This window comes from Bacillus sp. FJAT-27001 (assembly GCF_019039175.1).
GTDB lineage: Bacteria > Bacillota > Bacilli > Bacillales > Bacillaceae > Bacillus > Bacillus velezensis.
In genome coordinates, this window is sequence record NZ_JAHOAA010000002.1 from 948,319 (window position 1) to 974,350 (window position 26,032).

The 26,032-nt window shown below is 43.5% G+C and carries 35 protein-coding genes and 2 pseudogenes; 27 read left to right on the forward strand and 10 right to left on the reverse strand.

All coding sequences use genetic code 11. The features are described 5' to 3' along the window. From BGM27_RS09715 to BGM27_RS09725, 3 genes are all read left to right on the forward strand, one after another. The coding region (locus tag BGM27_RS09715) for a T7SS effector LXG polymorphic toxin (RefSeq protein ID WP_254122798.1) at window positions 1-1,507 on the forward strand (1,507 nt) is incomplete at its 5' end. A 1-nt stretch (window position 1,508) separates the two neighbouring features. Continuing rightward, entirely contained in the window at window positions 1,509-2,105 is a 597-nt protein-coding gene (locus tag BGM27_RS09720) for an SMI1/KNR4 family protein (RefSeq protein WP_007407917.1), read from the forward strand. 95 nt (window positions 2,106-2,200) lie between these two features. Next, complete coding sequence (locus BGM27_RS09725; protein WP_007407918.1) at window positions 2,201-2,551, forward strand: GNAT family N-acetyltransferase; 351 nt, start codon at window positions 2,201-2,203, stop codon at window positions 2,549-2,551. A 35-nt stretch (window positions 2,552-2,586) separates the two neighbouring features. On the opposite strand, the gene phrK is transcribed toward BGM27_RS09725, so the two are convergent. Together phrK and BGM27_RS09735 are read right to left on the reverse strand one after the other, a co-directional pair. After that, the gene (phrK, locus tag BGM27_RS09730) at window positions 2,587-2,709 is read right to left on the reverse strand and encodes a phosphatase RapK inhibitor PhrK (protein ID WP_016936664.1); all 123 of its coding nucleotides are present in this window, start codon (window positions 2,707-2,709) and stop codon (window positions 2,587-2,589) included. After that, window positions 2,706-3,821, reverse strand: a complete 1,116-nt coding sequence (locus tag BGM27_RS09735; protein WP_007407919.1) for a Rap family tetratricopeptide repeat protein — start codon at window positions 3,819-3,821, stop codon at window positions 2,706-2,708. The genes phrK and BGM27_RS09735 overlap by 4 nt, the downstream gene beginning before the upstream one ends. Before the next feature lie 378 nt (window positions 3,822-4,199). Here BGM27_RS09735 and BGM27_RS09740 point away from each other — a divergent pair, with 378 nt between their 5' ends. Beyond that, entirely contained in the window at window positions 4,200-4,652 is a 453-nt protein-coding gene (locus tag BGM27_RS09740) for a YoqH family protein (RefSeq protein WP_007407920.1), read from the forward strand. Window positions 4,653-4,885: 233 nt separating this feature from the next. On the opposite strand, the gene BGM27_RS09745 is transcribed toward BGM27_RS09740, so the two are convergent. Both BGM27_RS09745 and BGM27_RS09750 read right to left on the reverse strand, forming a co-directional pair. Then, on the reverse strand, window positions 4,886-5,260 hold the full coding sequence (locus BGM27_RS09745) for a YoqO family protein (protein ID WP_007407921.1): 375 nt from the start codon (window positions 5,258-5,260) through the stop codon (window positions 4,886-4,888). Window positions 5,261-5,385: 125 nt separating this feature from the next. Then, window positions 5,386-5,622: a hypothetical protein gene (locus BGM27_RS09750; RefSeq protein ID WP_007407922.1), complete on the reverse strand. Its 237-nt coding sequence runs from the start codon at window positions 5,620-5,622 to the stop codon at window positions 5,386-5,388. A gap of 467 nt (window positions 5,623-6,089) precedes the next feature. Between BGM27_RS09750 and BGM27_RS09755 the strand changes: the two genes are divergently transcribed. From BGM27_RS09755 to sprB, 3 genes and pseudogenes are all read left to right on the forward strand, one after another. Then, window positions 6,090-6,425 carry a DUF3221 domain-containing protein gene (locus BGM27_RS09755; RefSeq protein ID WP_232321924.1) on the forward strand — a complete coding sequence of 112 codons (336 nt, stop codon included), beginning with the start codon at window positions 6,090-6,092 and terminating at the stop codon, window positions 6,423-6,425. A 191-nt stretch (window positions 6,426-6,616) separates the two neighbouring features. Beyond that, window positions 6,617-6,790 (forward strand): annotated as a pseudogene (locus BGM27_RS09760) (hypothetical protein); the annotation flags it as partial. Window positions 6,791-6,792: 2 nt separating this feature from the next. Continuing rightward, entirely contained in the window at window positions 6,793-6,969 is a 177-nt protein-coding gene (gene sprB, locus BGM27_RS09765; RefSeq protein ID WP_007407925.1) for a recombination directionality factor SprB, read from the forward strand. 33 nt (window positions 6,970-7,002) lie between these two features. On the opposite strand, the gene BGM27_RS09770 is transcribed toward sprB, so the two are convergent. Beyond that, a complete protein-coding gene (locus tag BGM27_RS09770) occupies window positions 7,003-7,428 on the reverse strand; it encodes an SDR family NAD(P)-dependent oxidoreductase (protein WP_003153663.1) in 426 nt (141 codons plus the stop codon). 315 nt (window positions 7,429-7,743) lie between these two features. Here BGM27_RS09770 and phyC point away from each other — a divergent pair, with 315 nt between their 5' ends. Continuing rightward, the gene (gene phyC, locus BGM27_RS09775; protein WP_007407926.1) at window positions 7,744-8,895 is read left to right on the forward strand and encodes a 3-phytase; all 1,152 of its coding nucleotides are present in this window, start codon (window positions 7,744-7,746) and stop codon (window positions 8,893-8,895) included. A 49-nt stretch (window positions 8,896-8,944) separates the two neighbouring features. On the opposite strand, the gene BGM27_RS09780 is transcribed toward phyC, so the two are convergent. Next, complete coding sequence (locus BGM27_RS09780) at window positions 8,945-9,901, reverse strand: CgeB family protein (RefSeq protein WP_007407927.1); 957 nt, start codon at window positions 9,899-9,901, stop codon at window positions 8,945-8,947. Between the two features lie 6 nt (window positions 9,902-9,907). After that, the gene (locus BGM27_RS09785; protein WP_007407928.1) at window positions 9,908-10,339 is read right to left on the reverse strand and encodes a hypothetical protein; all 432 of its coding nucleotides are present in this window, start codon (window positions 10,337-10,339) and stop codon (window positions 9,908-9,910) included. Between the two features lie 210 nt (window positions 10,340-10,549). Between BGM27_RS09785 and cgeC the strand changes: the two genes are divergently transcribed. From cgeC to BGM27_RS09855, 14 genes and pseudogenes are all read left to right on the forward strand, one after another. Beyond that, window positions 10,550-10,849 (forward strand): spore maturation protein CgeC, encoded by a 300-nt coding sequence (cgeC, locus tag BGM27_RS09790; RefSeq protein WP_007407929.1) that lies wholly within the window; start codon window positions 10,550-10,552, stop codon window positions 10,847-10,849. A gap of 65 nt (window positions 10,850-10,914) precedes the next feature. Next, window positions 10,915-12,186, forward strand: coding sequence for a glycosyltransferase family 2 protein (locus tag BGM27_RS09795; protein ID WP_007407930.1), 1,272 nt, complete (start codon window positions 10,915-10,917; stop codon window positions 12,184-12,186). A 38-nt stretch (window positions 12,187-12,224) separates the two neighbouring features. Then, entirely contained in the window at window positions 12,225-13,004 is a 780-nt protein-coding gene (locus BGM27_RS09800; RefSeq protein ID WP_007407931.1) for a GNAT family N-acetyltransferase, read from the forward strand. 78 nt (window positions 13,005-13,082) lie between these two features. Then, on the forward strand, window positions 13,083-13,229 hold the full coding sequence (locus BGM27_RS09805; RefSeq protein WP_014418145.1) for a YjcZ family sporulation protein: 147 nt from the start codon (window positions 13,083-13,085) through the stop codon (window positions 13,227-13,229). Window positions 13,230-13,366: 137 nt separating this feature from the next. Beyond that, window positions 13,367-13,815 (forward strand): annotated as a pseudogene (locus BGM27_RS09810) (AraC family transcriptional regulator). Window positions 13,816-14,062: 247 nt separating this feature from the next. After that, window positions 14,063-15,394 (forward strand): aspartate aminotransferase family protein, encoded by a 1,332-nt coding sequence (locus BGM27_RS09815; protein ID WP_007407934.1) that lies wholly within the window; start codon window positions 14,063-14,065, stop codon window positions 15,392-15,394. A 6-nt stretch (window positions 15,395-15,400) separates the two neighbouring features. Then, window positions 15,401-16,090 carry a CoA transferase subunit A gene (locus BGM27_RS09820; RefSeq protein ID WP_007407935.1) on the forward strand — a complete coding sequence of 230 codons (690 nt, stop codon included), beginning with the start codon at window positions 15,401-15,403 and terminating at the stop codon, window positions 16,088-16,090. Beyond that, entirely contained in the window at window positions 16,075-16,770 is a 696-nt protein-coding gene (locus BGM27_RS09825; protein WP_007407936.1) for a 3-oxoacid CoA-transferase subunit B, read from the forward strand. The genes BGM27_RS09820 and BGM27_RS09825 overlap by 16 nt, the downstream gene beginning before the upstream one ends. Continuing rightward, a complete protein-coding gene (locus BGM27_RS09830) occupies window positions 16,742-18,043 on the forward strand; it encodes a peptidase (protein WP_007407937.1) in 1,302 nt (433 codons plus the stop codon). The genes BGM27_RS09825 and BGM27_RS09830 overlap by 29 nt, the downstream gene beginning before the upstream one ends. Next, the gene (gene ablB, locus BGM27_RS09835; protein ID WP_020954041.1) at window positions 18,006-18,878 is read left to right on the forward strand and encodes a putative beta-lysine N-acetyltransferase; all 873 of its coding nucleotides are present in this window, start codon (window positions 18,006-18,008) and stop codon (window positions 18,876-18,878) included. The genes BGM27_RS09830 and ablB overlap by 38 nt, the downstream gene beginning before the upstream one ends. Beyond that, entirely contained in the window at window positions 18,875-20,296 is a 1,422-nt protein-coding gene (kamA, locus tag BGM27_RS09840) for a lysine 2,3-aminomutase (protein ID WP_007407939.1), read from the forward strand. The genes ablB and kamA overlap by 4 nt, the downstream gene beginning before the upstream one ends. Continuing rightward, entirely contained in the window at window positions 20,293-20,571 is a 279-nt protein-coding gene (locus BGM27_RS09845) for a YokU family protein (RefSeq protein ID WP_007407940.1), read from the forward strand. Before kamA ends, BGM27_RS09845 begins: the two co-directional genes overlap by 4 nt. A 74-nt stretch (window positions 20,572-20,645) precedes the next feature. Next, the gene (locus tag BGM27_RS09850; protein WP_007407941.1) at window positions 20,646-20,870 is read left to right on the forward strand and encodes a YozE family protein; all 225 of its coding nucleotides are present in this window, start codon (window positions 20,646-20,648) and stop codon (window positions 20,868-20,870) included. A 721-nt stretch (window positions 20,871-21,591) separates the two neighbouring features. Beyond that, window positions 21,592-22,272 carry a hypothetical protein gene (locus BGM27_RS09855; protein ID WP_003153690.1) on the forward strand — a complete coding sequence of 227 codons (681 nt, stop codon included), beginning with the start codon at window positions 21,592-21,594 and terminating at the stop codon, window positions 22,270-22,272. Here BGM27_RS09855 and BGM27_RS09860 read toward each other — a convergent pair. Continuing rightward, window positions 22,269-22,412 carry a hypothetical protein gene (locus BGM27_RS09860; RefSeq protein WP_007407942.1) on the reverse strand — a complete coding sequence of 48 codons (144 nt, stop codon included), beginning with the start codon at window positions 22,410-22,412 and terminating at the stop codon, window positions 22,269-22,271. The genes BGM27_RS09855 and BGM27_RS09860 overlap by 4 nt on opposite strands. 117 nt (window positions 22,413-22,529) lie before the next feature. On the opposite strand from BGM27_RS09860, the gene BGM27_RS09865 reads away from it, so the two are divergent. The 3 genes from BGM27_RS09865 to BGM27_RS09875 all read left to right on the forward strand — a co-directional run bounded on the left by BGM27_RS09865 (window position 22,530) and on the right by BGM27_RS09875 (window position 23,768). Further along, complete coding sequence (locus tag BGM27_RS09865; RefSeq protein ID WP_003153696.1) at window positions 22,530-22,703, forward strand: YozD family protein; 174 nt, start codon at window positions 22,530-22,532, stop codon at window positions 22,701-22,703. 73 nt (window positions 22,704-22,776) lie between these two features. Beyond that, window positions 22,777-23,388, forward strand: coding sequence for a phosphatase PAP2 family protein (locus BGM27_RS09870; RefSeq protein ID WP_007407943.1), 612 nt, complete (start codon window positions 22,777-22,779; stop codon window positions 23,386-23,388). Between the two features lie 59 nt (window positions 23,389-23,447). Continuing rightward, complete coding sequence (locus BGM27_RS09875) at window positions 23,448-23,768, forward strand: YodL domain-containing protein (protein WP_003153700.1); 321 nt, start codon at window positions 23,448-23,450, stop codon at window positions 23,766-23,768. A gap of 54 nt (window positions 23,769-23,822) precedes the next feature. On the opposite strand, the gene BGM27_RS09880 is transcribed toward BGM27_RS09875, so the two are convergent. After that, window positions 23,823-23,948, reverse strand: a complete 126-nt coding sequence (locus tag BGM27_RS09880) for a hypothetical protein (RefSeq protein WP_003153701.1) — start codon at window positions 23,946-23,948, stop codon at window positions 23,823-23,825. A 136-nt stretch (window positions 23,949-24,084) separates the two neighbouring features. On the opposite strand from BGM27_RS09880, the gene deoD reads away from it, so the two are divergent. Both deoD and BGM27_RS09890 read left to right on the forward strand, forming a co-directional pair. Further along, the gene (gene deoD / locus BGM27_RS09885; protein WP_003153702.1) at window positions 24,085-24,783 is read left to right on the forward strand and encodes a purine-nucleoside phosphorylase; all 699 of its coding nucleotides are present in this window, start codon (window positions 24,085-24,087) and stop codon (window positions 24,781-24,783) included. An 83-nt stretch (window positions 24,784-24,866) separates the two neighbouring features. Beyond that, entirely contained in the window at window positions 24,867-25,685 is an 819-nt protein-coding gene (locus tag BGM27_RS09890; protein WP_007407945.1) for a M15 family metallopeptidase, read from the forward strand. Between the two features lie 43 nt (window positions 25,686-25,728). On the opposite strand, the gene BGM27_RS09895 is transcribed toward BGM27_RS09890, so the two are convergent. Continuing rightward, window positions 25,729-25,980, reverse strand: a complete 252-nt coding sequence (locus BGM27_RS09895) for a hypothetical protein (RefSeq protein WP_007407946.1) — start codon at window positions 25,978-25,980, stop codon at window positions 25,729-25,731. Window positions 25,981-26,032: the final 52 nt, after the last annotated feature.

Sequence of the window (26,032 nt, forward strand, 5' to 3'; positions counted from 1 at the left end):
TGGAAAAGTATCTGATGCCGGATTGGCCGATTCGTTTGTGGAAGAGTCATTTTTAGAACACGAGCTGATTCATGCGAAGAATAAATCACAAGCCATCATGCAGGAGCAGCGCAATGAACTCAAGGACATCATAAATGAAATCAGCGATATCATTCATCTTGATGTTTTCTCTACAGAAGATGTCGATCAAAATCTGGAATCAGCAGACAAAAAACGGGATGATACCGTAAATAGGCTCGGCAAGCTTGATCACGATCTAACAAAAGAATACGCCGAAACAGAAGCGAACGAACAGTTCATCCAGGCCGACTTTCAGCAGCTCCAAAATGCCACGGGCAAAGGAAAAAACGCCACTCCGCTTCACTATAACGCCAAGGCGTACAGGGAAAGTGACATACATAAGAAAAAAGGCGAGATTGCAAGACATTCAGACACATATTTAACGTTTAAGAAGGAAGAAGCAAAAGAGCGGGAAATCAAGGATCTGAAGAAAAAGCTCGCTGACGGTGTGACCGATCCGGATGAATACTTGGAAATTGCGAAGAAGATCGGCTATGAAAACCTTGAACCTTCCCAGCAGCAATATGTCATTCAGCTTGAACAAGCAAAACAGCTTGAAGAAGTCGGAGAAGTGACTTGGGATATTTTAAAAGGAGCTGGCGTTGGTTTATATGATGTCGGGAAAGACACGGTAACCGGTTTATGGGACTTCATAACCGATCCGGGAGAAACCTTGTCAGCACTGGGTAATGCAGTACTTCATCCAGTTAAAACATATGATGCTGTTTCAGCAGCAATTGAGGAATCATATCAAAAAGATATGGTGAACGGAGATGCTTACTCCAGATCAAGATGGGTGACATATGCGATAGGTACAGTAGTTACCTCTGTGGTAGGCACAAAGGGAGCCGGTTCTCTTACAAAAGCTGACGTAGCAGGAAAAGTCACCTCTAAAGTCAATAAAGCAGGCCAAAAACTGAAAGATGTCTCAATTGCTGATTTATTGCCTTATAATCCCCGTTACGATGTTGTTCCGGCTGGAGGAGTTCCTTATAATGTAGTTAACAGTGAAAATTTAAAGGATCGGTTACTTAGATTAATTGAATCAGCAAATCCTAGAACGGTATTACCAAGGAATAAAGGTCGATGGGAAGGCGCACCTGGTGACGGAAAATGGTATTCCGACATACCTGAAGTAAAAGCAGCGACTAAGGGAGAACCGATTACTTTTAAAAATGGACGTCCTGATTTTACTCCATGGACTGTTGCAAACATTAAGTTTAAGTCTGGTGAATTAAATGGAACGAAAAAAGATTTTAGGCTTGTTTATAAAAAAATTAAAGAGATCAAGGGTTTTAAATCTCAAGCGCAGGCGAAAAAATGGCTGTCACAACAGGGACTTACCCCACACCATTTGGATAGTGTCACAATACAACTAGTGCCTAGTGTGATTAATAACAAAATACCTCATATTGGAGGAGCTTCTGATTTAAGGGGAGGGTATTAGAATGAGTTTCAATAAAATTGAACAAAAGTTAAAAGAATTTACGATAGATACTGAAACAGAATCCAACATTAATACAAACGAGCAGCTCAAAGAAATTGAAAGAAATATAGGTAATCAATTGCCTTCCGACTATAAGGATTTTTTGAAGGGATATGGAGGCTGTTATTTAGAAAGTAAAAAAACAACAGATGAAGTTGAGTACGACGTTTGCTATAAACCTATAGAGAAAGATCCTTGGATGGGTAAGGAAGATGATACACAATTACTAGAGAGCTTCTATGGTTTAGCTAACGATCATAACAGTCTCCAAGAAGCAATCAATACTTATTCTGATCGCTTTCCTAGGAATATTATTCCTATAGCAAGCTCGGCAGGTGGTAATGAAATATGTATGGACATCGACAATGAAAAAGTTTTGTTTTGGGATCACGAATTAAGTCAGCCTGATAAAGACTTTTTCCTAATTGCCAATTCGTTTGAGGAGTTTATCCTAAGTTTAGTAGACGAACCAATTGAAACGGATGATAGTGACAGTGATGTGGAAATTGAGATTTTAGACAATGACTTTGGAAAATTGCTCTTTGGTAAGGACAATTAGCTTTTATTTTTAGGAAAAGTATTGCAAAGTTAAGCTCTCAGAAAGAGAGCTTTTTTATTTTCGATAGAAACTAATTATAAAAAGGGAGAGAGGTTATGGATTCGTACCAAATAAAGAAATTAAAACCCGAAGAATACAATAAGTGTAATAATATTTGGGACATGGAAAAGAAAATGGCTAAGGTGTTTTATGACGAATTAGTAAGCGGCAACAGAATTACTTTTATTTACTCAGTGAATGACGAGTTTATAGGAGAAGGATTGTTAGTTTTTCAAAACAATGACCCGGATTATACCATTCCGGATAAACGCATTTATCTATCTCGTATGATTGTTAAAGAAGGATATCGAAATCGTGGGATAGGTGGCATTATTGTTGATTATTTGATTGATTATGCTAAACAACTAGGATATGAGTTTGACAGGTGGTCACAAATCATAAAATAAAAAGCCCACTCATATGAGTAGGGCTAAATTAATTTTTAACCTCCGACTGGCCTTTCAGCTACCTGGATGTTAGATGGTGAATCTGTACTCAATTGCGTTAAAGCTACCCCACTTAAAATTACAGTTAAAATAGATACGCAAAGCACAATTTTTTTCATAAGATTCCCTCCACCTGATTCATTTTCTGTTCAGCCCAAATTTTTTCATTGAAAAAGCTTGTTGCTTCTTCAAAAGCACCTATTGATTCAAACCTTTTTGCAGCTATGTAGGACAATTCATCTACACTTTCAAGGTCATTTTGTTGTTTTAAAAACTCAATATAACGGATGCAATTATTGAAGTTGTTTTTTAATTCACCGCAATATAGGTTGTATAGGATGCTAATTTTGGCTTCGTATATCTTATTCTCCATTAATATGAGTCTTTCCTGTGCTTTATTGTAAAAATTAATGGCTTTCATTTTTTCGTCAATTTTAAATAGTTCCTTAATCATCATGAATAAAGAATTTATATAATAATTTGAATTCATCCAAGATTCATTTCCAATAGCTTTTTCGAGAGATTTAATGCACTTATCAGGTTTGTCCCAATCAGAATACACGATACTAAGGTTGTGATATAACTGAGCTTCCAAATATTCATCCTGTGTTTCTTGTGCAATGTCTATTGCTTCTAAATAATATGTTTCTGACTCTTCAAACCGTTTCATATCGGAATAGTTTGCAGCCGCAATCATTGTTGAAGTTGCCAGTTTGCATTTATAGTCAGGGTGTCGCTTATATATTGCAATTGCATTCTTGATATAGTGTTGTGCCACAATGCTTTGTTTAACAAGAGTGTATAAGTAGGAGACCTTGGAGTAGAATTCAGCTGCTTCAATTTCATCCGGAATTTCTGCAAGCTTTTTCTCCGCTAATCCATATAAGTTAATTGCTCGATCATAATTTTTGTTGTATGCCTCGTACATTGCTTCGAATAAATAAAAGTTATATTCCAATTTATCGTTCGTTCTTTTTATGAAATTTTCATTCTCTTCAGTGAAACAAGTGTGCTTTTGTAAAGGCTCTCCGCGTGAAGAGTGTAGCAACATTTTGTGTCTTTCTTCTAATAAACTGTAATATGCAAGAACTTCTTGATCCTCTTCCATATCATCGAACAGGCTTTTAATCTCTGAGTAATATTTTATTGACTCATGTACCTTTTGTTTCTTTATAGCAATGTACCAATCATTCAGTGTAGTAGCAACAACTTCTGAAGCGATCTTGCTCATCCAAACCCCTCTTTCTGAAAATTTCAAAAATCCCTCGGGAATAATCATAACATAGTCATTGAAAAAATTGTAAAAGGATGTAGAGATTTAGGGATTTTCCAATTTGAAAAAACGAAAAAAATACCCTCCTCGTTAGAGAAGGGTACGTGTTTAGTTTGCTGTTGCTTTCAGTGAGGCAAGCCACTCATCTAATGTTCCAGAGAAACCTTGTTGAACGGCTAATTCATATGCTGATTTTCCATCTTTACCGGCAGCACCAGTAGCTCCTTTAGCTCCAGTACTGCCTTTTTCACCTTTTAATGAAGCTAACCATTCAAAAGTGATGAATATTCAAGGCGGGAGTAAGGGAAATTAACAAAAAAATGTGAGGGAATGTAGATGAAACGATTTATCTTGGTTATACCTTTATTGGCTGCTGTTATTGTCTCTCCAACTCAAATGAAAGCAAGTCCAATGCCTTGTAGTGCAGTACTCGAACCGGTGAATCAAAAACTGAAAAATGCGAAGGGTGCGGCACTAATCTATAAAGTGCAGTTATACCCGCCAAGTGCTTCAAGAACGAATATGAGTATTCTTGCTGTCCACCTTCCTCAGCCATCTTCTTATGGAAGCTACGACGGTTATGAAGGATTTGCCGCCAAAACAGGGGAGATCAGTTGGCGATTTAAACTATATCCAACTCCCGAGGAAGAGAGCCCTAATTGGGCTGGAAGGATTGATTCCATATCGGCTGAAATGACAAATGTTAAAGTGCAAGTACGCCTTTCAAATTCTAAGACGCAAAAGTTGGGACCGAGTGTATTAACAAACAATGTTCAATCTTGCTATTAGAAATGTAGAGCTCTTATCAAAGAGAGCAATGCGACTGGATCTTTTGTAAATTGTCAAAAAGGTAATTGATCGAGAAATTCTGGTGAAAAATGAAGAAGAGTCCATTAAGATGGAATGTCTGGAGTCAATTCATCATTTGATAGAAGAGAGCCGGCAAAAATCGATATTGCGTTTGATTTTGTACATAGAAAGACGGCATAAAAAGAAATGGTTAGCTAAAAAAAGGCAAAGAGTCAACGCTCTTTACCATCAGGTGTTTTCCTTAAGCGGTCTGCAATATGCTTAATTAAATTCAGCGCAGCAGTCACTAATCCAATAACTAAAACAATTTCAAGTAAGAGGATAAATCCAAAATTTAAACCGCGACTTTCAAAGTAATCATCGGTAAAAAAGAGCAATTGATAAATTCCAAGCATTAGCACAATAAAGGAAGCGCCTATAATCGCCAGAGACTTTTTAGAGAACTCCTTAGTATGGTTGAAATTATAAACCAATAGGAACAAAAATAGACAAGCCATGGCGATCTTATGAGTCAATGAATCACTTGCTGAAAACCCTTGCACAAGTAAGGAGATAATTAATCCGGTCATTCCGATTATTTTATTCAATATATCACCTGCTTTGTATAAGTATGACCTTAGATGTCAGCTTACCAATTAAAGGTGATATTCTCAACATAATGCAGTTTAAACTTAACTTAAAATCGTAATTTTAAGAACAAATTTAGAGTGGATCATGACATGCTGTTTATTATGCTGTAAACAAACGCAACAATAAATAATGGATAAGAGATAACAGCAATTAGTTTTGAAGATTTGCTCTTTTTTTCAAATGTGTATATCAGTGCAAATCCTAAAAAGAATATTGTGACAAACCAAGAAGAATAGGATGGGTACAATGCAATAAGTAAGACAATAAGAGTGGATAACGCAAAAGAAGAGTCAAGTGTTATTTTCTGATCGTTTTTCAAATAAACCGCCTCCTTACACATATTCCCCCATATAAAAACACTTAAACATTATATTAAGTCAGCATGATTAAATGATAAACATTTTACGTCAAGAACAAGATAAAGCAATCCGGCATTTCAAGGACAAGCTGAACATGTCTGAAAAACTGTACATATCCTTAGTTAATGTAAACTGCTTATAGATAAGCAAAATGATTAAGCGGAAAGGCTGTATAGACTTATAGGATCTTATATAAACATTAGATCGCTTAAAGAAGGTGATGTGGTTGATCAGCCAATTGAATATTTCATGATGCAATTGTGCGGTTCTATAATGGTGAAGACCTCGCCATGTTCCATTTGTCTAGGGGGAATTTGTCTAAATTCATAAACATGAAGCGTTTTAGTCTGTTATTTCCTAAAACAGTGTTTTATTCTTGTTACAAATATGCAAGAAGGGCGGTTTGAACTTGTATAGAGTGTTTATAATGCTGTTAATTTTGTTATGTATAACATTAGGGTGTCAAAACCAACATAACAAACATTTTATGGAAGCTGAGCAAACCATGGTCGGCTATGTCATTTTTAAAGGAGAGAATCAAGCAATTCTCACACCTAATGAAAAAGCTGATGTTAAAGACTATGAAAATCTTAGTGAAAAAGAGATTATTGAAAAGTATAGATCGGATATAGTTTTACTGGGACTTAGTCAACTTAACAATAAAGATGACTTGAGCAAAGGGCAAAAAATTCGTATTTGGTATAAAAAATTAAATGAATCTTCACCGCCAAAAACAAACATCTCAAAGTTTGAAAGGATTTAGTACATATTCTGTAATTCCTAGGAATACCGCTGCAAAACTGAAGCGGCATTTTAAACAGAAATAATGTCTTCAAACCTCATCTCATTCTTTATTCGCGGTGGCTTATTCCTGCCCCGAGATTTATTTGACGATTGTTGACTCAGGTGCAGAGAAGGCATATGTCAAGAACACATTTTGAATTACTGGGCACCTTGAATAAAGCCAGCATTCCCATATTCATATGCGAAGAAATCGGTACTGAACGCTGGATAAAGAAAAAAGTTAACCATACATTTGAACAAGCTTGCGAGGCTTTGATAAAGAAAGAACAGTCAAGAGACGAACCATTACATACATATAATACTCCTGTGAAAGCGGGGGTGTAGTTTTGGAACCTTACCAGCGTTATGAGGAATTAAAGAAGAAAACAATAAAGATTGTCCATAAAGATAATTACAGTATCCGCTATATAGATCAGGATGAAGCGAGTAATGACTTAGATGAATTTTATAAACAATTTGCTCAGCATTTATTGGAGGCTGCTTTGGAAAGGAGTGCAGAGTAAGCTTCTTTTTTTGATTTATTTGTAGTAAGTATCTTAATAAACGGCTTTATCGGTACTGATATTAATCACATGTGTCACTTCTTGCAGCAAAGCGGCTTCTGCGACATTTTGTCCGCCGATAAGGTTGGTTTGAATGGCTTCAAAGGGATTATCCTCACATGTCGGAACCTGCTTCAGCGCAGCTGTGTGAAAGACAATATCAACACCTTTCATCACTTGGTTGACTCTTCTGTAGTCACGAACATCGCCGAGCACAAACGACAGTCTTTGTTCATCCGCATATTTTTGTTTCATCACATATTGTTTACTGTCATCTTTGCTGAACACAATGACTTCTTTAGGGGTTAAGAGCAAAAGGCGTTTTACTATTTGGCTTCCGATTGATCCTGTCCCGCCTGTGACGAGAACAGTTTTATCGTGAAAAAACGGTTGTAGCTCTACTGCTTGCTGTTTAGGCATGGCTTATCCTCCAACTCTCGTTTCTCTACCATGCATCATATGTTGAACAATTTCAGCGAGTTAATGAAAGAAACCAATAAATCAAAAATTAGAGAAAAACATTAACCTGATGCGCTTTCATATCGCTTTACCCGATTAATAGACTAGAAATCACAAATAAAACATTGTACTAAATGTTCATTTTAAATATTTGCTCACGTCAATTCTTTCTCTTCATAAATTCTCACATGCGGACAATCTTCACAAAAACTTAACACTGAACTTCCTGTATGTATTTTACAATTAAAGTACACTTTCATAAAAGGAGGAAGGAAAATGAATCATTCAAAAACACTTTTGTTAACCGCGGCAGCCGGATTGATGCTCACATGCGGTGCGGTTTCTTCCCAGGCCAAGCATAAGCTGTCTGATCCTTATCATTTTACCGTGAATGCGGCGGCGGAAACGGAGCCGGTTGATACAGCAGGTGATGCAGCTGATGATCCTGCGATTTGGCTGGATCCCAAGAATCCTCAGAACAGCAAATTGATCACAACCAATAAAAAATCAGGTTTAGTCGTGTACAGCCTAGAGGGAAAGATGCTTCATTCCTATCCTACCGGGAAGCTGAACAATGTTGATATCCGCTATGATTTTCCGTTGAACGGAAAAAAAGTTGATATTGCGGCGGCATCCAATCGGTCTGAAGGAAAGAATACCATTGAGATTTACGCCATCGACGGAAAAAACGGCACATTACAAAGCATTACGGATCCAGACCGCCCGATTGCATCAGCAATTGATGAAGTATACGGTTTCAGCTTGTACCACAGTCAAAAAACAGGAAAATATTACGCGATGGTGACAGGGAAAGAAGGCGAATTTGAACAATACGAATTAAATGCTGATAAAAATGGATACATATCCGGCAAAAAGGTAAGGGCGTTTAAAATGAATTCTCAGACAGAAGGGATGGCAACAGACGACGAATACGGCAGTCTTTATATCGCAGAAGAAGATGAGGCCATCTGGAAGTTCAGCGCTGAGCCGGACGGCGGCAGTAACGGAACGGTTATCGATCGTGCCGACGGCAGGCATTTAACCCCTGATATTGAAGGACTGACGATTTACTACGCTGCTGACGGGAAAGGTTATTTGCTTGCATCAAGCCAGGGTAACAGCAGCTACGCGATTTATGAAAGACAGGGACAGAACAAATATGTTGCGGACTTTCAGATAACAGACGGGCCTGAGACAGACGGCACAAGCGATACAGACGGAATTGACGTTCTGGGTTTCGGGCTGGGACCTGAATATCCGTTCGGCCTTTTTGTCGCACAGGACGGAGAAAATATAGATCACGGCCAAAAGGCCAATCAAAATTTTAAAATGGTGCCATGGGAAAGAATCGCTGATAAAATCGGCTTTCACCCGCAGGTCAATAAACAGGTTGACCCGAGAAAACTGACTGACAGAAGCGGAAAATAAACATGAAAAAAGCAGCTTATCCAAGCTGCTTTTTGATGTGAAGAGCGTTTCATGAGAAAGTCTTGGAACGGATAGCCGCAAGCACAGCCGGAATCTGGTCATACGTGTACGCCGGGACTGTCTCTTGATAATTAAGCGCCGCGGTTTGTTTACGTTCACCCGGGTTTGTCATATAAAAATGGATCTTATCCGCAAAATCCGCAAGCCCGCTGTAAGAAACAAAGGATGAAAACGGGGGCGCGGGAGAAAGGTCTGTCAGCTGAAAGGCCTGACAAGCCGCAATGTCTAAGCTTCTCGTATTTAAACTGATATTTTCGATGCCGCGTCCGTTCTGATTGAGCGCAAACCGATAAGAACGGTGAGGGTTTAAGACCACGTCTGCGCTGTTGTAATATAATGCGGCACGTTCGGGTGCAATCCATTCATCCATTACGAGCACATTTTGCTGCCTGGCGATTTTTTTAGGCAGATGTCTGCGCCATCCCTTCCCGATGATACGAAGCGTATACGGAAGCTTCGCCGCTGCTTTCACCAGTTCAACGCGGTTCGGGTACGGGTATCCGATCAGAAGCAGATTTGTGTGAAGAGAAGCTTCAGCAGGTTGTTTCTTAAAAAGCCGCTGATTAACGGGGATCGGGACATAATATACGTGCTGTAAGCCCATTTGCCGGTAAGCATCAAGCGCGTTTTGTTCTATCGTTAAAACGGCATCGGCAAGCGGGGCGATTGTCATGCTCACATCGAAATAAAAAGGATCCTCCGTCATCCATAGATAAACGGGAATCTGTTCTGTCTTCAGCCATTGAAGCCATTCAGACGGAATACGGTCTCCCGTCATCATCAGACTGATGTCTGGTTTGAATGCCCGTATACTGCGGATGGTATCTTCCTCAAACTCAGAAACAGAAAAAAAGCGGACGGAAGACTGTAAAAAGCCTTCCTCAATCCAGCGGTCAAAATACGTGTATATGCCTTTATATCCTGAACGGATATATAAAACGTTCATATGCTGTTACGAAGTGAACGTGACACTTTCAACTTTGTCGACGTCAAGCAATGTTGTAGCAGAGCCTGCCGGTGTAACGGAATTTTCCTGCGTAACAAAAACGATTCCGTGAATTTCGTCAAAGGCAACAAATTGAACCGGGCCGATCATGTCTCCTGAATCCATCACAATGCTGATGACAGTGCCGGGCTGAATTCTTGCAAAAATCCATCTCGCAGCTAATGAAATACCGCTTCCCAATACAGATTGTGCGCTGAGACTGTCTTTCGCCGCTGCTTCATCTACTTTTGCATCAATTGCCGATTCCAATAATTCTTTTACTTTGTTTTCCACATTATCTCCTCCATCTGTACCGCCAGATAAAGCGCTGTTGTCAAATACAGGGGCTAAAAGAGTTTTCAATAACTCCTTTTTAAGCTCCAAACGATCCTCGCTCATGCGGACATACACCTCCTTTAACAATTTCAACCTCACGTTTATTCATATTCCTGATTGAAGAGATTGGTATAAGTCGAATGCCGTTTTGCTTGTGTTTTTTTCAATATTTAATCAAACAGCTGAATTTTCGAATCAGGCTTTGTTTGCCTATGCGGTTTGTAAGAGTATGACATACGTTGTATAGATTAAAAAATGAAGGAGAGGAATATTTTGGATTCGGAAGAAACTGTAAAACACGGGGGTTTTGAGGAGGAATTTCAGCTCGTACTGCTTCTTCTTCTTTTGTTATCCCGTCAGCCGTCCGGAGATCATTCAGATTTGCGGCGTCAGCTTGTAATGGCAAAAGAGCTTGGGGTTCCTGTATCACGCGTCAATCTGATTAACGGCAGCACACTGCAAAACGTAATTGTCAAAGAAGTGCTGTCAGATTTGGCCGTTTTTCAAAATCCGCTCAATAATACGAGATCAAACGTCGCGATTTCAAGCATCGTCAGCTGGGGTGCTTTTTAATAACGGATATCAGGCTCTGTCTCTTTCGGAGCCGTTTTTTATGTTTTTACAGAAGGGGTGATGGGATGGAAAAGAAGATCTCAATTATCTTAACGAGTTACAACAAACCGGATCTTGTGAAACAGGCGATTGAAAGTGTTTTGCATCAGACCTACAGCAATTGGGAGCTGTTTGTAATGGATGATCATTCAAATGAAGAAACCTCGGCTGCCATCAGTACGTATATAAAAGATCCTCGCATATATTATGACAACAGTTTTATCAATCCTGCCGAACGGCTGAAGTCCACCCGGTATGCCGTTTTGATTAATGATGCGCTTTCACGGGCTAAAGGCGAATACATCACTTATTTGACAGACGACACCGTATTTCATCCGGATAGGCTCAGCCGCATGGCGGAAGCGCTTAATCAATACAGCGAGTTTGATGCCGTCTATTCCAGCCAGAAGGTGATACATGTAAACGGGCGCGGAACAGAACAATTCCACTTCTATCGTTTTGCTGAAGAGGTGCTAGATCAGGCCGCTTTTCTCGTTGATCACTGTTCAGTGATGCACCGGAGATCATTGCTTGAGCGTGTGAAAGAGAAGTTCGGCAGCTTTTGGGACGAAGATGTTATGCATTGGAATCACGGAGACTCTGTTTTTTGGAGCAGGCTCAACACATTTACATCATTTCTGCCGATAAAAGAAGTGTTGGATACGACCTATAAAACACCCCACTCATTTCAGAACACGTATCAATCGCTTCCGTCTGTCCTGATCGACGGATCCTTTGTAAAGGGGACGGATCAGAAAGTATATCAGCTTGACCGAAATAAAAGGAAGCCTGTAAACGAGCGCTGGCATTCGTTATATGAAGGCCGAACCGTCGTCATTCCGGATCCGTTTTTATTTCAATATGAGGAAGAGAACTCCGTCAGTATTCCGAATTTTCAGCTCGTCAGGGATCAGTTTCATGTTTATTTTATAGAAGACGGGGAGAAAAGGCTGGTTGATCATAGCGCATTTCGCTTTTACCGATTTAAACAGCATGACATCCCGGCTTTAGAGCGGGCCGAAATACAATCGCTTCCGGACGGTCCGCCGATCAGCCGGGAGACATCGGGCTGTATTCAACATCTGCCCGGGAGAATGCTGTTTCGCATTGAACGGGAATTTTATGTTTATTTGAGAGGGGTTCTCCATCCGATCAGTCATGACGTAGCGAAACGCTTTTTTGCGAATCAGAAGGCGATACCCATTTTCTTTCAGCAAATTAAACAATTACCAATTGGAATGCCGTTCTATCCGGTGTACGATGAAATTATGAGAAATCTCAATATAACAAAAGGTTGAGAGATGCAGTTGGATGTGTAAGGAAAAGGAGAGCTTTTATGACCGATCAATTTGATAAAACCGAGAAGCAGTATATAGAGCTTACTTCCGGCATTCAGAGGTTCGAGCATTTCAGTGTATATACGGACCCTTTTTTGCCGCAGATTTTTTCGCATAACTTTGTTCAGCTGCACCGTACATTTCCGTTAGACAAACTGCTGCCGTTTTTTTCGTCCGTTCCGGGCTTGCTTCAAGCCAATTATATTCATGTGAAAGCGGCTCCGGAGCACGCGTTTCCGCTTCTTCTGAAACAAAATCTCGTAAAGCAGGGCTGCGTAGTGGAAGATGAGCTGTTTTTTGCAAGGAAACTGGAAAATAGGGACCTGCAGGCCGGACACCCGCTCACTGCTTGGGGGACGGAAAAAAGCCTCGCCGACGGGTCGTCTATTATGAACATCTATGATGCCCTTTACATTGGCGAGGCGGCGGCCGAACAAAAGCTTGAGCGGAAATATCCTTTGTATAAGGACGGAACGGTTATGCTTGTCGTGTGCTACAGCGACGCCTCGCAAACGATTCCGATCGGCTGCGGAGAGCTTTTCATCAACAAAGCAGATAAAACCGCAAAAATAGAAGAAGTCGCAATTCTGGATCAATTCCAACGAAAAGGCTACGGATCGATATTGATGAATGAGCTGATGGCGGCGGCAAAGCTGAACGGCATGGAAACCGTATACCTTGTGACGTCCGGGATGGACGGTGTAAACCGCTTTTATGAAAAACTCGGCTTCAAAAGATTTCGGCGCGTGCATACAATTTTTCATTATTTTCTTACATAGTTGGGCATTCGCATAAACCAATTGGGAGTTGGCCCGCATACAATGCCGTATATCGTAAGAAGAAAGGATGATTTGCGTATGTACGGATACGGATATGGCTACGGTTGCGGCAGTTTTGGCTATGGTTACGGGCACGGCGGCTGCGGAGGCGGAACCAGCACTTTTGTGCTGATCGTGGTATTGTTTATTTTATTAATCATCGTCGGTGCGGCTTTTATTTGTTAGACTGAAAAAAATCCTATAATGAAAATCAGCCTGCAGAGAACATCACTTTCTGCAGGCTTTTTGTTATTTCCATGCTGAAAAATCAGCTTGAAAAACATTTTAATACATACTACCTTTCTGGAGAAGGGGGCGAAAATGTGAACATAACGATTGAAGAATTACCTGAATCAAGAATTGCTTATTTCCGAAACGTCGGAGAGTATGGCGGAAAGCAAAACAAAGAACTGATGGAGTCATTTAAAAACTGGGCGCAATTGAATGGTCTGCTTGATCATTCTGTCATTTTAGGAATTCCGCAAGATCATCCGAATCGTACTCCTAAAGAGAAATGCCGCTATGATGTTTGTCTTGTTATCAATCAAGACCATGTGCCTGAACCAGCCCAGATCGGTACATTTTCCGGAGGGAAGTACGCTGTTTTCTTGCTTGATCATACAAAAGAGGCAGTCAGTGGATTTTGGAACACTATTTTTTCTGAGATCGAAAAAAATAATTTATCAATCAGAGAGAGCAGCCCATTATCGAAAGGTATACTTTACAAAAGGTGAATCATCATTTGTGTGAAATATTGATTCCCATACAGTAAAGAAGACGGGAATTTTCCGCCCTCTGCTTATACTGATTCAGATCAAAAATGATGTGATAATGAGCTGAGCAAAGAATAAAATCAACAATAGGAATAGAATTTCCAGAACGCTTTTCAGGCTGTCGGGACATCTCCGGCAGCCTGTTTTACAGAAAGGTATTTTCTGCAAAAAACTTTCTGAAGGATAAGAATGCGGTTATTCATCTGTTCATACAATGAAGCAAATGGGTTTTCGAGGTGGAAAGATATGGGGAGCTATTTAATCAAACCGGAGCTTGACGGGAATTATCCGTCAGTCAGTCATGGAAAGGGATCATATGTGTATGATCAGGAGGGGAACAAGTATCTTGACGGAGCATCGGGGGCGGTCACTTGCAATATCGGCCACGGCACGGAGGATATTATACAAGCTTTAAAAGAGCAGCTTGACTCTGTTTCGTTTGTGTATCGCTCGCAATTCACCAGTACTCCGGCAGAAGAACTGGCTTTATTTCTGGCGGATCATCTGCCGGGCGGGCTGAATTGGTCATTTTTTGTAAACAGCGGCTCAGAGGCAGTCGAAACAGCGATGAAAATGGCCGTTCAATATTGGCAGGAAAAAGGGCAATACCAAAAATCCGTCTTTCTATCAAGATGGGGCAGTTACCACGGCATTACTTTGGGAGCGCTTTCATTATCGGGGTTCTACGAACGGAGATACCGCTTCACCCAGTTGCTCGAACGGTTTCCTGCCGTTTCAGCGCCTAATATGTATCGTTCAGAGCTGCAGGGAGAGGAATTTGTGAAAGCTGCGGCGGCTGAACTGGAAACGGCTGTTCAGCGGATCGGTTCCTCATTTATCGCGGGATTTGTCGCAGAACCGATTGTCGGAGCAGCCGGGGCGGCCATCACTCCGCCGGCAGGTTATTATGAAGCGCTTGAGGATGTCTGCCGCCGGCACGGTATTTTGTTTATCGCGGATGAAGTCATGACGGGGCTCGGGAGAACAGGGCGGATGCTTGCTTCTGAGCATTGGGGGATCGCACCTGATATCGCGGTGCTCGGAAAAGGGTTAGGCGCCGGTTACGCTCCGATAGCGGCAGCCGTTGCGTCTGATGACATCATTGAAACGATCAAGCGGGGCTCCGGGGTCATTATGAGCGGACATACGTACAGTGCCAACCCATACTGTGCAAGAGCGGCGCTTGAAGTGCTTCGCTATGTTAAGAAACACGAGCTGCTTCGGCAGTCAGAGGAGAAAGGCGTAATGCTGAAGCGGAAATTAGAAGAAATCAAAGAGCGCAGCGGGGTGATTGGGGATGTCCGCGGTAAAGGCCTCCTGATCGGGGTTGAATTCGTTAAGGATAAAACGACGAAGGACGTTTTTTCGAAAAAACAGGCCTTCACCGAAAAAATCATTAAAGCGGCAAAAAAACGGGGCCTGCTTATTTACCCTGCAAAGCCCGGTATTGACAGCGGAGAAGGAGACGCCGTCATCATCGCCCCGCCGTTCACGATTTCATATGCCGAGCTGGATGAGCTGTCAGATCTATTTTCACAGGCCGCAGAAGAAGTTGAAAAAATGATGAAGAAGGATTGAGCTGATATGTCTATTTTTCATAAAAAAATCGATATTCATGAAGCAATTGCCGATGTCAAGGACGAATCTGTCATCATGTTCGGCGGTTTTGGGGGAGTGGGTTCACCTCCGTCATTAATCGAAGCGATTTTGGAAAGCGGCGTTAAAGAGCTGACCGTCATCTGCAATGATGCCGGATTTCCGGAAATCGGCATCGGCCCGCTTATCGTTCATAAGCGGGTAAAAAGGCTGATCGCTTCCCATATCGGCTCAAATCCTGTCGCGGGCAGACAAATGACTGACGGAGCGCTTGAGGTGGAATTTTCGCCGCAAGGGACGCTTGCTGAACGGATTCGCGCAGGCGGAGCGGGGCTAGGCGGTATTTTAACTGATATCGGCATTGATAACGCAACCGTTTGTGAAAACAAAAAAACCGTAACGATTGACGGAAAGTCCTATTTAGTTGAAAAAGCGCTGACGGCTGATTTCGCTTTTGTGTCGGCACATACTGCTGATGAATTCGGGAATCTGACGTTTGACAAAACGGCGCGCAACATGAACCCTCTGATGGCTGCGGCGGCCGAAAGAACATTTGCTGAGGCGGCAGAGATTGTGCCTGCCGGCGAACTTGACAGCGAGCATATTGTAACGCCGGGCGTTTTCGTGGAGGGGGTCGTGCAAAGTGAAGGAGTGAAGTGGAGATGGGCTTGGGAATAGCGGAAAGAGAGAGTATCGCGAGGCGGGCCGCCAGTGAAATTACCTCAGGTATGATTGTCAATCTGGGGATCGGCATTCCTTCTTTAGTGCCGAACTTTCTGCCGGCCGGCATGGAGGTAATGCTGCAGGCGGAAAACGGCGTCCTTGGGATCGGCGGCAGTCCGGAGCGCGGAGAGGAGGATGAGCTTTTATGCAATGCGGCCGGGTTTCCTGTCAGTACAGTTAAGGGTGCTTCCTATTTTGATTCAGCTCTGTCTTTTGCCATGATCAGAAAAGGGCTGATAGATATTACCATTTTAGGCGCGCTCCAAGTCAGCAGGACAGGTGATCTCGCCAATTGGCTCGTGCCGGGAAAAAAAGTGCCTGGAATGGGCGGGGCGATGGAGCTTGCCCAAGGCGCGAAAAAAGTGGTTGTCGTCATGAGCCACACCGATCAGAAAGGCCGGCCGAAGCTGGTCGAAAGCTGTTCATTGCCGCTTACAGCAGCGGGCTGTGCAGATCTCATCATTACAGAGAAAGCCGTCATCAGCATAGATGATGGGGCTTTTGTTCTTGAGGAACTGCTGAATGGCACGACCATAGACGATGTCATTCAAACAACGGATGCCGAGATCAGATTGGGAGAATGTTTTCTTAAAAGGGGGCCTGTCCATGGATCAATTAGAAAAGAAAGTCACTGAGTGGGCGGAAGAAAACACAGCAAAAGCGGTAAGCCTGCTGAAACGGCTGATCGGGGAAAAAAGCACGTTCGGCCATGAATTTAACGCACAGGCAGTCGTTTTAGAAAAACTGAGACAGTTTGACATGGATATTGATGTATGGGAGCCGAGTGTCAAACATTTGAAAGAGCATCCTTATTTCGTATCGGAACGCGAAGACTTCCATGAAAGCCCGAATATCACAGCTGTAAAGAAAGGGGCCGGGGGCGGAAGATCACTGATACTGAACGGACATATTGATGTTGTCCCGGAAGGAAATCCCGCCGCATGGACGTATGAACCGTTTACCGCTGTTGAAAAGGACGGCAAAGTTTACGGCCGCGGTTCAACGGATATGAAAGGCGGCAATACAGCCCTCTTGTTTGCGTTAGAAGCGCTTGAAGCCTGCGGGATTACGTTAAAAGGAGATGTCCTGTTTCAAAGTGTCGTAGATGAAGAGTGCGGCGGCGCGGGAACGCTGTCGGCTGTTATGAGGGGCTACAAGGCTGACGGGGCGCTTATTCCCGAACCGACTAATTTAAAGCTGTTTGTTAAGCAGCAAGGGTCTATGTGGTTCCGCATTACGGTAAGGGGATTGTCCGCACACGGCGGCACCCGCTATGAAGGGGTGAGCGCCATTGAAAAAAGCCTGCATGTCATCACAGCCCTTAAAGAGCTTGAACACGTCCGCAACGCCCGTATCACAGACCCGCTTTATCGGGACGTTCCGATTCCGGTTCCCATTAATATCGGCACCGTCCAAGGGGGAACGTGGCCATCATCGGTAGCTGACCGTGTGGTGATAGAAGGCAGGTGCGGAATAGCGCCGGATGAAACGCCCGAAGCAGTAAAAGAAGAGCTCGCAAGCTGGCTGAAAGATTTGGAGTACCGGGATGAGTGGTTTAAACACCACCCGGCGGAAATAGAATGGTTTGGGGCTCAGTGGCTTCCGAATGATCTCCCGGATGAGCATCCGCTGATTTCCGCTCTGGAATCTTCTTTTGAGAAAATGAAAGGGGCAAAACCGGTTCGTGAAGCGTCCCCGTGGGGAACGGACGGAGGGCTTTTGCAGCACGCGGGACAGACGCCGGTCATCGTCTTCGGGCCGGGAGAAGTCAAAGCGGCGCATCAGGCGAATGAATACATTGAAATCCGGGCGTTAATCGATGCCGTCAAAATCATTTCTCTTTTTATCATGGAATGGTGCGGGGTGGCAGATGGGGGTGACGGAGCTGATAAAGGAACTGAGGGCTGAAAAGGGAGCGGCCGAGATTGATGCAGACCGTTTCAATGAGCGGCTCAGAGTCATTCGTTATGACGGACAGATCACGGCGCTTATTCCGGCCGTTTTGGCAGAAGCAAAGCAAGAAGGAGCCCAAAAGGTAATTTTCTTTGCCAAGCGCGGCGATGAGCCGGAATTTGTCAAGCATCTTTTTATTGTTGAGGGTGTCATAGACGGGTATTACAACGGGCATGAGGCTGTTGTGATGGTGCGCTATTTAGCAGAGGAACGGAGACGGTCAGATTCATATGTATCAGAAGATTCGACTGTTGACCGTTTATATGAGACACCGCGGCGGGGACTGACTCAGGCAGAAAGCGCGCTGATGTTCAGAAAAGCGGACGAAGATGATGCAGACCTTTTAACGCACTTATATAAACATGTTTTTCTTACCTATCCGACTCCTGTCTTTAATCCCCTTTATATTAAAAAAACAATGAGAGAAAACACCATCTATTATGCCGCATTCGATCAGGATCGTCTCATTGGGGCGGCAAGCGCAGATATCAATCCGGTATTGGGGCACGCTGAAATGACCGATTGCGCGGTTCTGTCAGATTACAGGGGGAACTCCGTAACGGCACACTTGTTTAAAGCGTTGGAGCAGGAACTCGCGGGCCGGGGAATCATCCATCTTTTTTCCTTGGCCCGTGCAGCGTCTTACGGGATGAATGCCGTTTTGTACCATGCGGGATACGGCTACAGAGGCAGGCTTGTGAACAACTGCCGCATTTCAGAAGGGCTCGAAAATATGAATATATGGTGCAAGACTTTACGTTTGGCCATTCATAAGGAGGAATTCGTTTGACAAACAAATGGTTTCAGCCGAAGCGTCATTGGAAGGAGATTGAATTGTGGAAAGATGTGCCGGAAGACAAGTGGAATGATTGGCTGTGGCAGCTCACCCATACTGTAAGAACCGTCGATGACCTGAAAAAAGTCATTCATTTGACCGAAGAGGAAGAAGAAGGCGTCAGGATGTCTGTAAAAACCATTCCCCTGAACATTACGCCTTATTATGCTTCTTTAATGGATCCCGATAACCCGAGATGTCCGATCCGCATGCAGTCCGTGCCGCTGTCAGAAGAAATGCACAAAACGAAATATGACCTTGAAGATCCGCTGTTTGAAGATGAAGATTCACCGGTTCCCGGTCTTACGCACCGCTATCCCGACCGCGTTCTTTTTCTGGTGACAAATCAATGCTCGATGTATTGCCGATATTGCACCAGAAGGCGTTTTTCCGGACAGATCGGAATGGGGGTGCCGAAAAAACAGCTCGATGCGGCAATCGCTTACATCCGGGAAACGCCGGAAATCCGTGACTGCCTGATTTCCGGCGGAGACGGGCTTTTAATCAACGATCAGATTCTGGAATATATTTTGAAAAACCTGCGTGACATTCCCCATCTTGAAATTATCCGGATCGGAACGAGAGCGCCCGTTGTATTTCCGCAGCGGATAACGGATAACCTTTGTGAGATTTTGAAAAAATATCATCCGGTCTGGCTGAACACTCATTTTAATACGAGCATCGAACTGACGGAAGAATCGGTTGCGGCGTGTGAAAAGCTCGTTAACGCAGGTGTTCCGGTCGGTAACCAGGCCGTTATTTTAGCAGGCATTAACGATTCGGTGCCGATTATGAAAAAACTCATGCATGATTTAGTGAAAATCCGCGTGCGTCCGTATTATATTTATCAATGTGATTTGTCAGAGGGAATCGGCCATTTCAGAGCGCCTGTGTCAAAAGGGCTGGAAATCATTGAAGGACTGAGGGGCCACACAACGGGCTTTGCCGTGCCGACCTTTGTCGTCGACGCCCCGGGCGGAGGCGGTAAAATCGCCCTGCAGCCGAACTACTTGCTCTCCCAAAGTCCGGAGAAAGTTGTGATCAGAAACTTCGAAGGGGTGATTACATCTTATCCCGAGCCGGAAAACTATATCCCGAATCAAGCCGACGACTATTTTGAATCTGTTTTTCCTGGAACGATGGCCAAACGCGAGCCGGTCGGACTGAGCGCCATTTTCGCGGACAAAGAGGTTTCGTTCACACCGGAAAATGTATCGAGGATCGACAGAAGGAAAACGTTTACATCAAACCCTGATCATGAAACGCTGAAAGACCGCAGGGAAAAGAGAGATGAATTGAAAGAAAAGAAATTTATTGCACAGCAAAAGAAAGAGCAAAAAGCAGGATCGGAAGTCGGAGGTGAATCGCCGTGAAGCCATGCGAGTGGTGCGGCAATCAGAAGGCGTCAGCTTGTCAGGCGGCTGTGTACTGGGAGCTTCCTGACGGTACGAGGGCCATAGAAATTACAGAAACACCCTCATTCGCCTGTTCCTCCTGCGGCATGACTTATCAGGAGGAAGCGGTCATAGCGGAAATCGAAAATCAGCTTTTTTTAGTCAATGCAAAAAAATTACCGGAAACACTCACATATCAAGAGCTGATGGAGACAGAACGGATCTTGAAACGGAATTATTTTGACTTCTCCTAGTCTTCTTTTGTTGTAATTTCACACTTGAATTGTATAATAGTACAACAAAAGACAGTCATCAGGAGGGGAAACCCATGAAATCCTTTTATCACTATTTGATGAAATACAGGCATCCCAAGCCGCAGGACGCAATCAGCCAGTTTGCGAATCAGGCATACGAAGATCACGGCTTTCCGAAAACGTCAAGCGATTATCACGAGCTCAGTTCTTATTTAGAACTGAGCGCCGACTATTTAGAAACGATGGCGACATTTGATGAAGCTTGGGAAAAATATGAGACCGAGGTGCATCACGCCTGACGAAAAACCGCACATTGTGCGGTTTTTTTCTGTTGAAATGACTCGCTTATGAGGTGCCGTATGATCAAATCCCGCAACGCCGTCCGTTTTGATCAGCACGTAAACACATCTTCCTGACGGCACGTATCATAAGGCAGTAGAATGTATAGCTGCAGAGTTCACCGGATCAGGCCTGCTGCCGGCGGGGTCCCGGGTAAGGAACCGCTTTTCACGGAGAAATAATCAAACATTTAAATGAAGTGAGGGGAATCAAATGATCCATTAGGTAAGCCTGATGAGGCACTGACGTTTGGACGGAAAAGGGAATTTTATGTGACAAGGTTGAAGCGGATTGAAGTTGTGCCTTGCAAATATGCAGCCGGAATTGGATCTCCCTACACCTTCGATGATGTGTTTCACGGCAAATCTTGAACATCACGGCGGTGATATTGTCAACATGCCTTCGGGCCGGGTATTTACCTTTGCGTCATAGAGAAAAAAACAAAGACTCATAAAAAATAGAAGCTTTTTGTCTCAGCACTGTTACTGCTCAGTCGATCGAGAGCGGAATGTCATCGGACGCTTCTGTTACGGTAAGCGAAAAAACGCACAAGCATGTTGCGGTTTTTGACATTTTGAACAGGTTCAGAAATAGATATTTCCTGTGGTTTTCATGCCCATGCGAAATGATGGCGGCCGGCATACGATAGCGTATGACAGTCCGCGGCAAGGGGGAGACAGCATGAAGCCAGATAAACCGAAATTTCAAGTGGGAGACATCGTGGTCGTCGTGATGTACGGAACCGTCGGCACCATTACGAAGGTTCATCAAATTGATAAACATTATCTTTACGAAGTCAATCATAATGAAGTGCTTTATTTTGAATCGTCCATCCAGCTTTATAAAGATTATGAGGGCGTGATCGTCGATATGGAGAAATTGGATATTGAATATGAATTTCTGATCGGCGACGTAGTATATGTAAAGGACTACGGAAAGGAATTATTCCGTGTCATCGGCCACAGAACTGAAATATGGAGATATTTAGAGGATGGCTGGGAGGATATTATTTATGAGCTGACTCGGCTGAAAGACGGAGAGTGGCTTGAAACGGAGGAAGAGGATCTCACGCTGGTTCTGAGAAAATATGAAATGGATCAGTTTGTGCATCAGCTGCTGTTTGTCCACTATGTTGGGGAAGCATCTCATGAGATCGGCGAGGATACCGTCGCGTCTGCTCTTCTTCAGTTTGAAGGCGATGCTGATGATCCCGATGCCCTGCATGTGCTGGCGGTATCGATTGTAGATGAGCTGCTTGATATTTATAACGATTATAAGATTCTTTATCATTTGTTCGGTGACGAAGAATATAAAGATATGATGAATTTTGTGCTGGAAAGCCTGCGGGAGCATTTCAGCTAGCCGGCAAAAAAACGGACGGTGACATATAAAAACCAGGGCAGACAGCCGGCAAAGATGACAAACGACATTCCTTTCAGCACTTTTTTCAATACGATATCAAATCCATCTCCGTCCAATAAAGCCATCATTTTCGTCATCATCTTTTCTCCCTCCGGGGCTTGTTTTTTAAAAGTATATGAGCGGACAAAACGTTTAGAACTTTCGGGTATAATTTGAACGGTTTTTTCATAAAACATAAAAAAGGAGGCGGTGTTTGCATGAAAGAAATAGATCTTGTGATTGACACAGAAGAAATAGCTGATTATTTTTACAGTCAGCTTGCTATGCGCGGGTACATACCGAGTGAAGAGGAAATCTTCGAAATAGCCGACATCACCTTTGATTATTTATTAGAAAAATGTATGATAGACGAAGAGCTTGATGAAGACTGAAACTGCGGAACCGAAGTGAAAAAGCTTCGGTTTTTTCAATCAGCTCGGGAGAATGAAACATGGGGGGAAAACGTTGTACAAGCCAGCAAGTCTTTTCGCATTGTTTATTCTGCTCGCAGCAGCGATCCGGATAGAAGCCGTCCGGATTTTTGATGAGCGTGTCATAGAAGCGGCTGTCAGGATCAGGGCTGCCTGGCTGAATGAATTGATGTTATGGATAACGGAGCTCGGCACGACCGCGGTGCTTTTGCCGCTTCTTCTTTTGACAGGCGCGGCTCTGTATATGTACAAAAAAACGCCGGATGTTGTTTTTTTGCCGCTTCTCTTTCTCATTGAACGGATTGTAAACATAAAAATAAAAGAATTGATTGAAAGAGCCAGACCCGCTTTTGAACCGCTCGTCCATGAAACCTCATACAGTTTTCCGAGCGGCCACTCCATGAATTCGGCAGTGATGTATCCCGTCATCGCTTACTTTTTGATCAAGCATGTTCCGTTTTTCACGAAAAGAAAACGGGCCGTCACCGTCTTTACCGGGGTTCTCGTCATTCTGATCGGATTCAGCAGAATTTATTTGGGCGCGCATTTTCCGACGGATGTGCTTGCCGGATTCAGTCTCGGACTTTGCCTCGTTTCGCTTTTTGCGCTTCTTGACGAAAAGTATCACCCGTTTCGACAAAAATAGAGACAGGAAAAATGAGAAAAAACGCTAATACTATTAAGAAATAAGAGGGAGGGATCTTGATGCTGTTATCGCTGCCCGTGTTTAAAAAAAAGACTTGCGCCTATGATGTGACGATTTTTCAAACACCCCGCTACGGCGAGAAAAAGGGATACAGGGTCGTCTATCGGACAGAGCTGGCCGCTGACAATCATCAAGACGCACTGGAAAGGGCATTTTCTGTTTTTAATGTGCCTGATACGGTCCCAAACGACTATCAAGCCAGATTCATAGCGACCGGAGATGTCATACTCATAGACGAAGGAAGAAAAGGAAAGACGTATTACAGGCTTAACCCTGCGGGATGGAGCAAAATTAACCGGCTGCTCGTCCAGCCGAGGTAAGACGGGGCCGGCTGAATCTTCAGCCGGCTTCCGTATTGTCTGGGAAAGACTGTGTTAAGGCTTCCGTTTAGCGGCGGAATGCTCTTTTCCATGCGCTTCATCAGCTGCAATGACGTCTGAAACGGGCACGTGATTGTTCTTTTTCTGGCCGGTCACCCGGTTGCGCTGTTTTTTGCCCATTATGTTCACTCCTTTTTCTTTAGGCTTGTCATCCCGCATATTCTGCCCAAGATCGCCCTGATCATGCTGATGATTGTCTCTTACCGTTATTCAGTGTACAATGGGTGGGAGTTTGAATAGGCAGGAGGAAAAGGAAATGAGTGTACATATAAACGCAGAAAAAGGTCAAATTGCGGATACAGTGCTTTTGCCGGGAGATCCGCTCCGAGCGAAATTTATTGCGGAAACTTATCTTGAAAATGTGGAATGCTATAATGAAGTCAGAGGAATGTACGGATTTACGGGTACATATAACGGCAAAAAAGTATCAGTCCAAGGCACCGGCATGGGTGTTCCGTCTATCTCTATTTATGTGAATGAACTGATTCAGAGCTATGATGTTCAAAACTTAATCAGAGTCGGCTCATGCGGAGCCATCCGTAATGACGTGAAGGTGCGTGACGTGATTTTGGCTATGACGTCTTCAACGGATTCACAGATGAACCGTGTCGCCTTCGGCAGTGTAGATTATGCTCCTTGCGCAGACTTCGAACTGCTTCATAAAGCGTACCAGGAAGCGCAAAAAAACAATCTTCCCGTAGCGGTCGGAAGCGTATTCACCGCCGATCAGTTTTACAATGAAGACTCCCAAATCGAAAAGCTTGCCAGATACGGCGTTCTCGGCGTAGAGATGGAAACGACTGCTTTATATACGCTTGCCGCTAAATACGGCAAAAAAGCGCTGTCTATCCTGACTGTAAGCGATCACGTATTAACGGGAGAAGAAACAACGGCAGAAGAGCGTCAAACGACTTTTCATGATATGATTAAACTGGCGCTGCATACTGTATCGTAAACTTGAGATGAGGGTTATGCTGATTAAAGCAGCCCTCTTCTTTATGCATCGCCCTGATTCAAAAAAAGAAAGGTAAGTGTAAAATGAAGAAATCCACTAAATGGTTCTCGCTCGCTGCCGCTCTCAGCGTAACCGCAATCGTGGGAACCGGCTGCAGCATTTCAGGCGGCGACAGCCACAAGGACACAAAAACAGCAGCTGAAACAAAACAATCAGATGACACATCAAGCAAAAAAACAACGAAGGCAGAAAACAGCGATTTTGTATTGGAGAGCAAATATTTTAATGATATTAAAGAAGTGAACGGGCTTGAGACCATTCAAAACCCGACAAATACACTTGCGCTCGTGAATAAGACATACACGCTGCCGGGAGATTATAAACCGAATGATCTCGTGATCCCGAAAGTTGAATTTTCTTTTACTGAGAAAATCGAGAAACGATATATCCGCAAACCTGCCGCCGATGCTTTGGCGGAACTATTCAGCGCCGGGAAAAAAGAAGGTTATGACCTGGTTGCCGTTTCAGGATACCGCTCTTATGACAGACAGAAAGTTATTTTCGATAATGAAGTCAGTCTGAAAGGTGAAAAAAAGGCGAAAGAAGCCGTCGCATATCCAGGGCAAAGCGAACACCAGACGGGGCTTGCCATGGACATTTCCAGCAAAAGCAACGGATATGAGCTGAATGAAGCGTTCGGAAACACGGCGGACGGCAAATGGGTGAAAGACCATGCGTATGAATACGGCTTTATCATCCGCTATCCTAAAGGCAAAGAAAATGTCACAAAGTATGAGTATGAACCATGGCATTTACGCTATGTAGGCAAAAAAGCGGCAAAAGCCATCCATGACCATCAATTAACGCTTGAAGAATATTTTAATGAAGTAAAGAAAGTGTAATAAGAAGAAGCCCGCTTGAAAAATAGAAAGCGGGCTTTCTTTATTACCAGAAGAGTAAACCTCCAAGCGCAAATCCGGTAATGAAACCAAGGCCGATACCGTAGGCTGCTCCCCAGCCTCCCCAGCCTCCCCAATAGCCGAACCCGTATCCTCTGTGACGGCCGCCGACAGGGGCGATATACACTTTGCTGTTAGTCACCCGTACGATTCTTCCGACGTGGACTCTGCCGTTTCGTTCTGTAATTCTTGCTACTTTTCCCTGGTGCTGCCGGCAAAGATGATAATAGTTTTGCATCTTTTCTCCTCCTATCCAACCTATCTTTCTATGTCAGCTTATGATAGAGTGC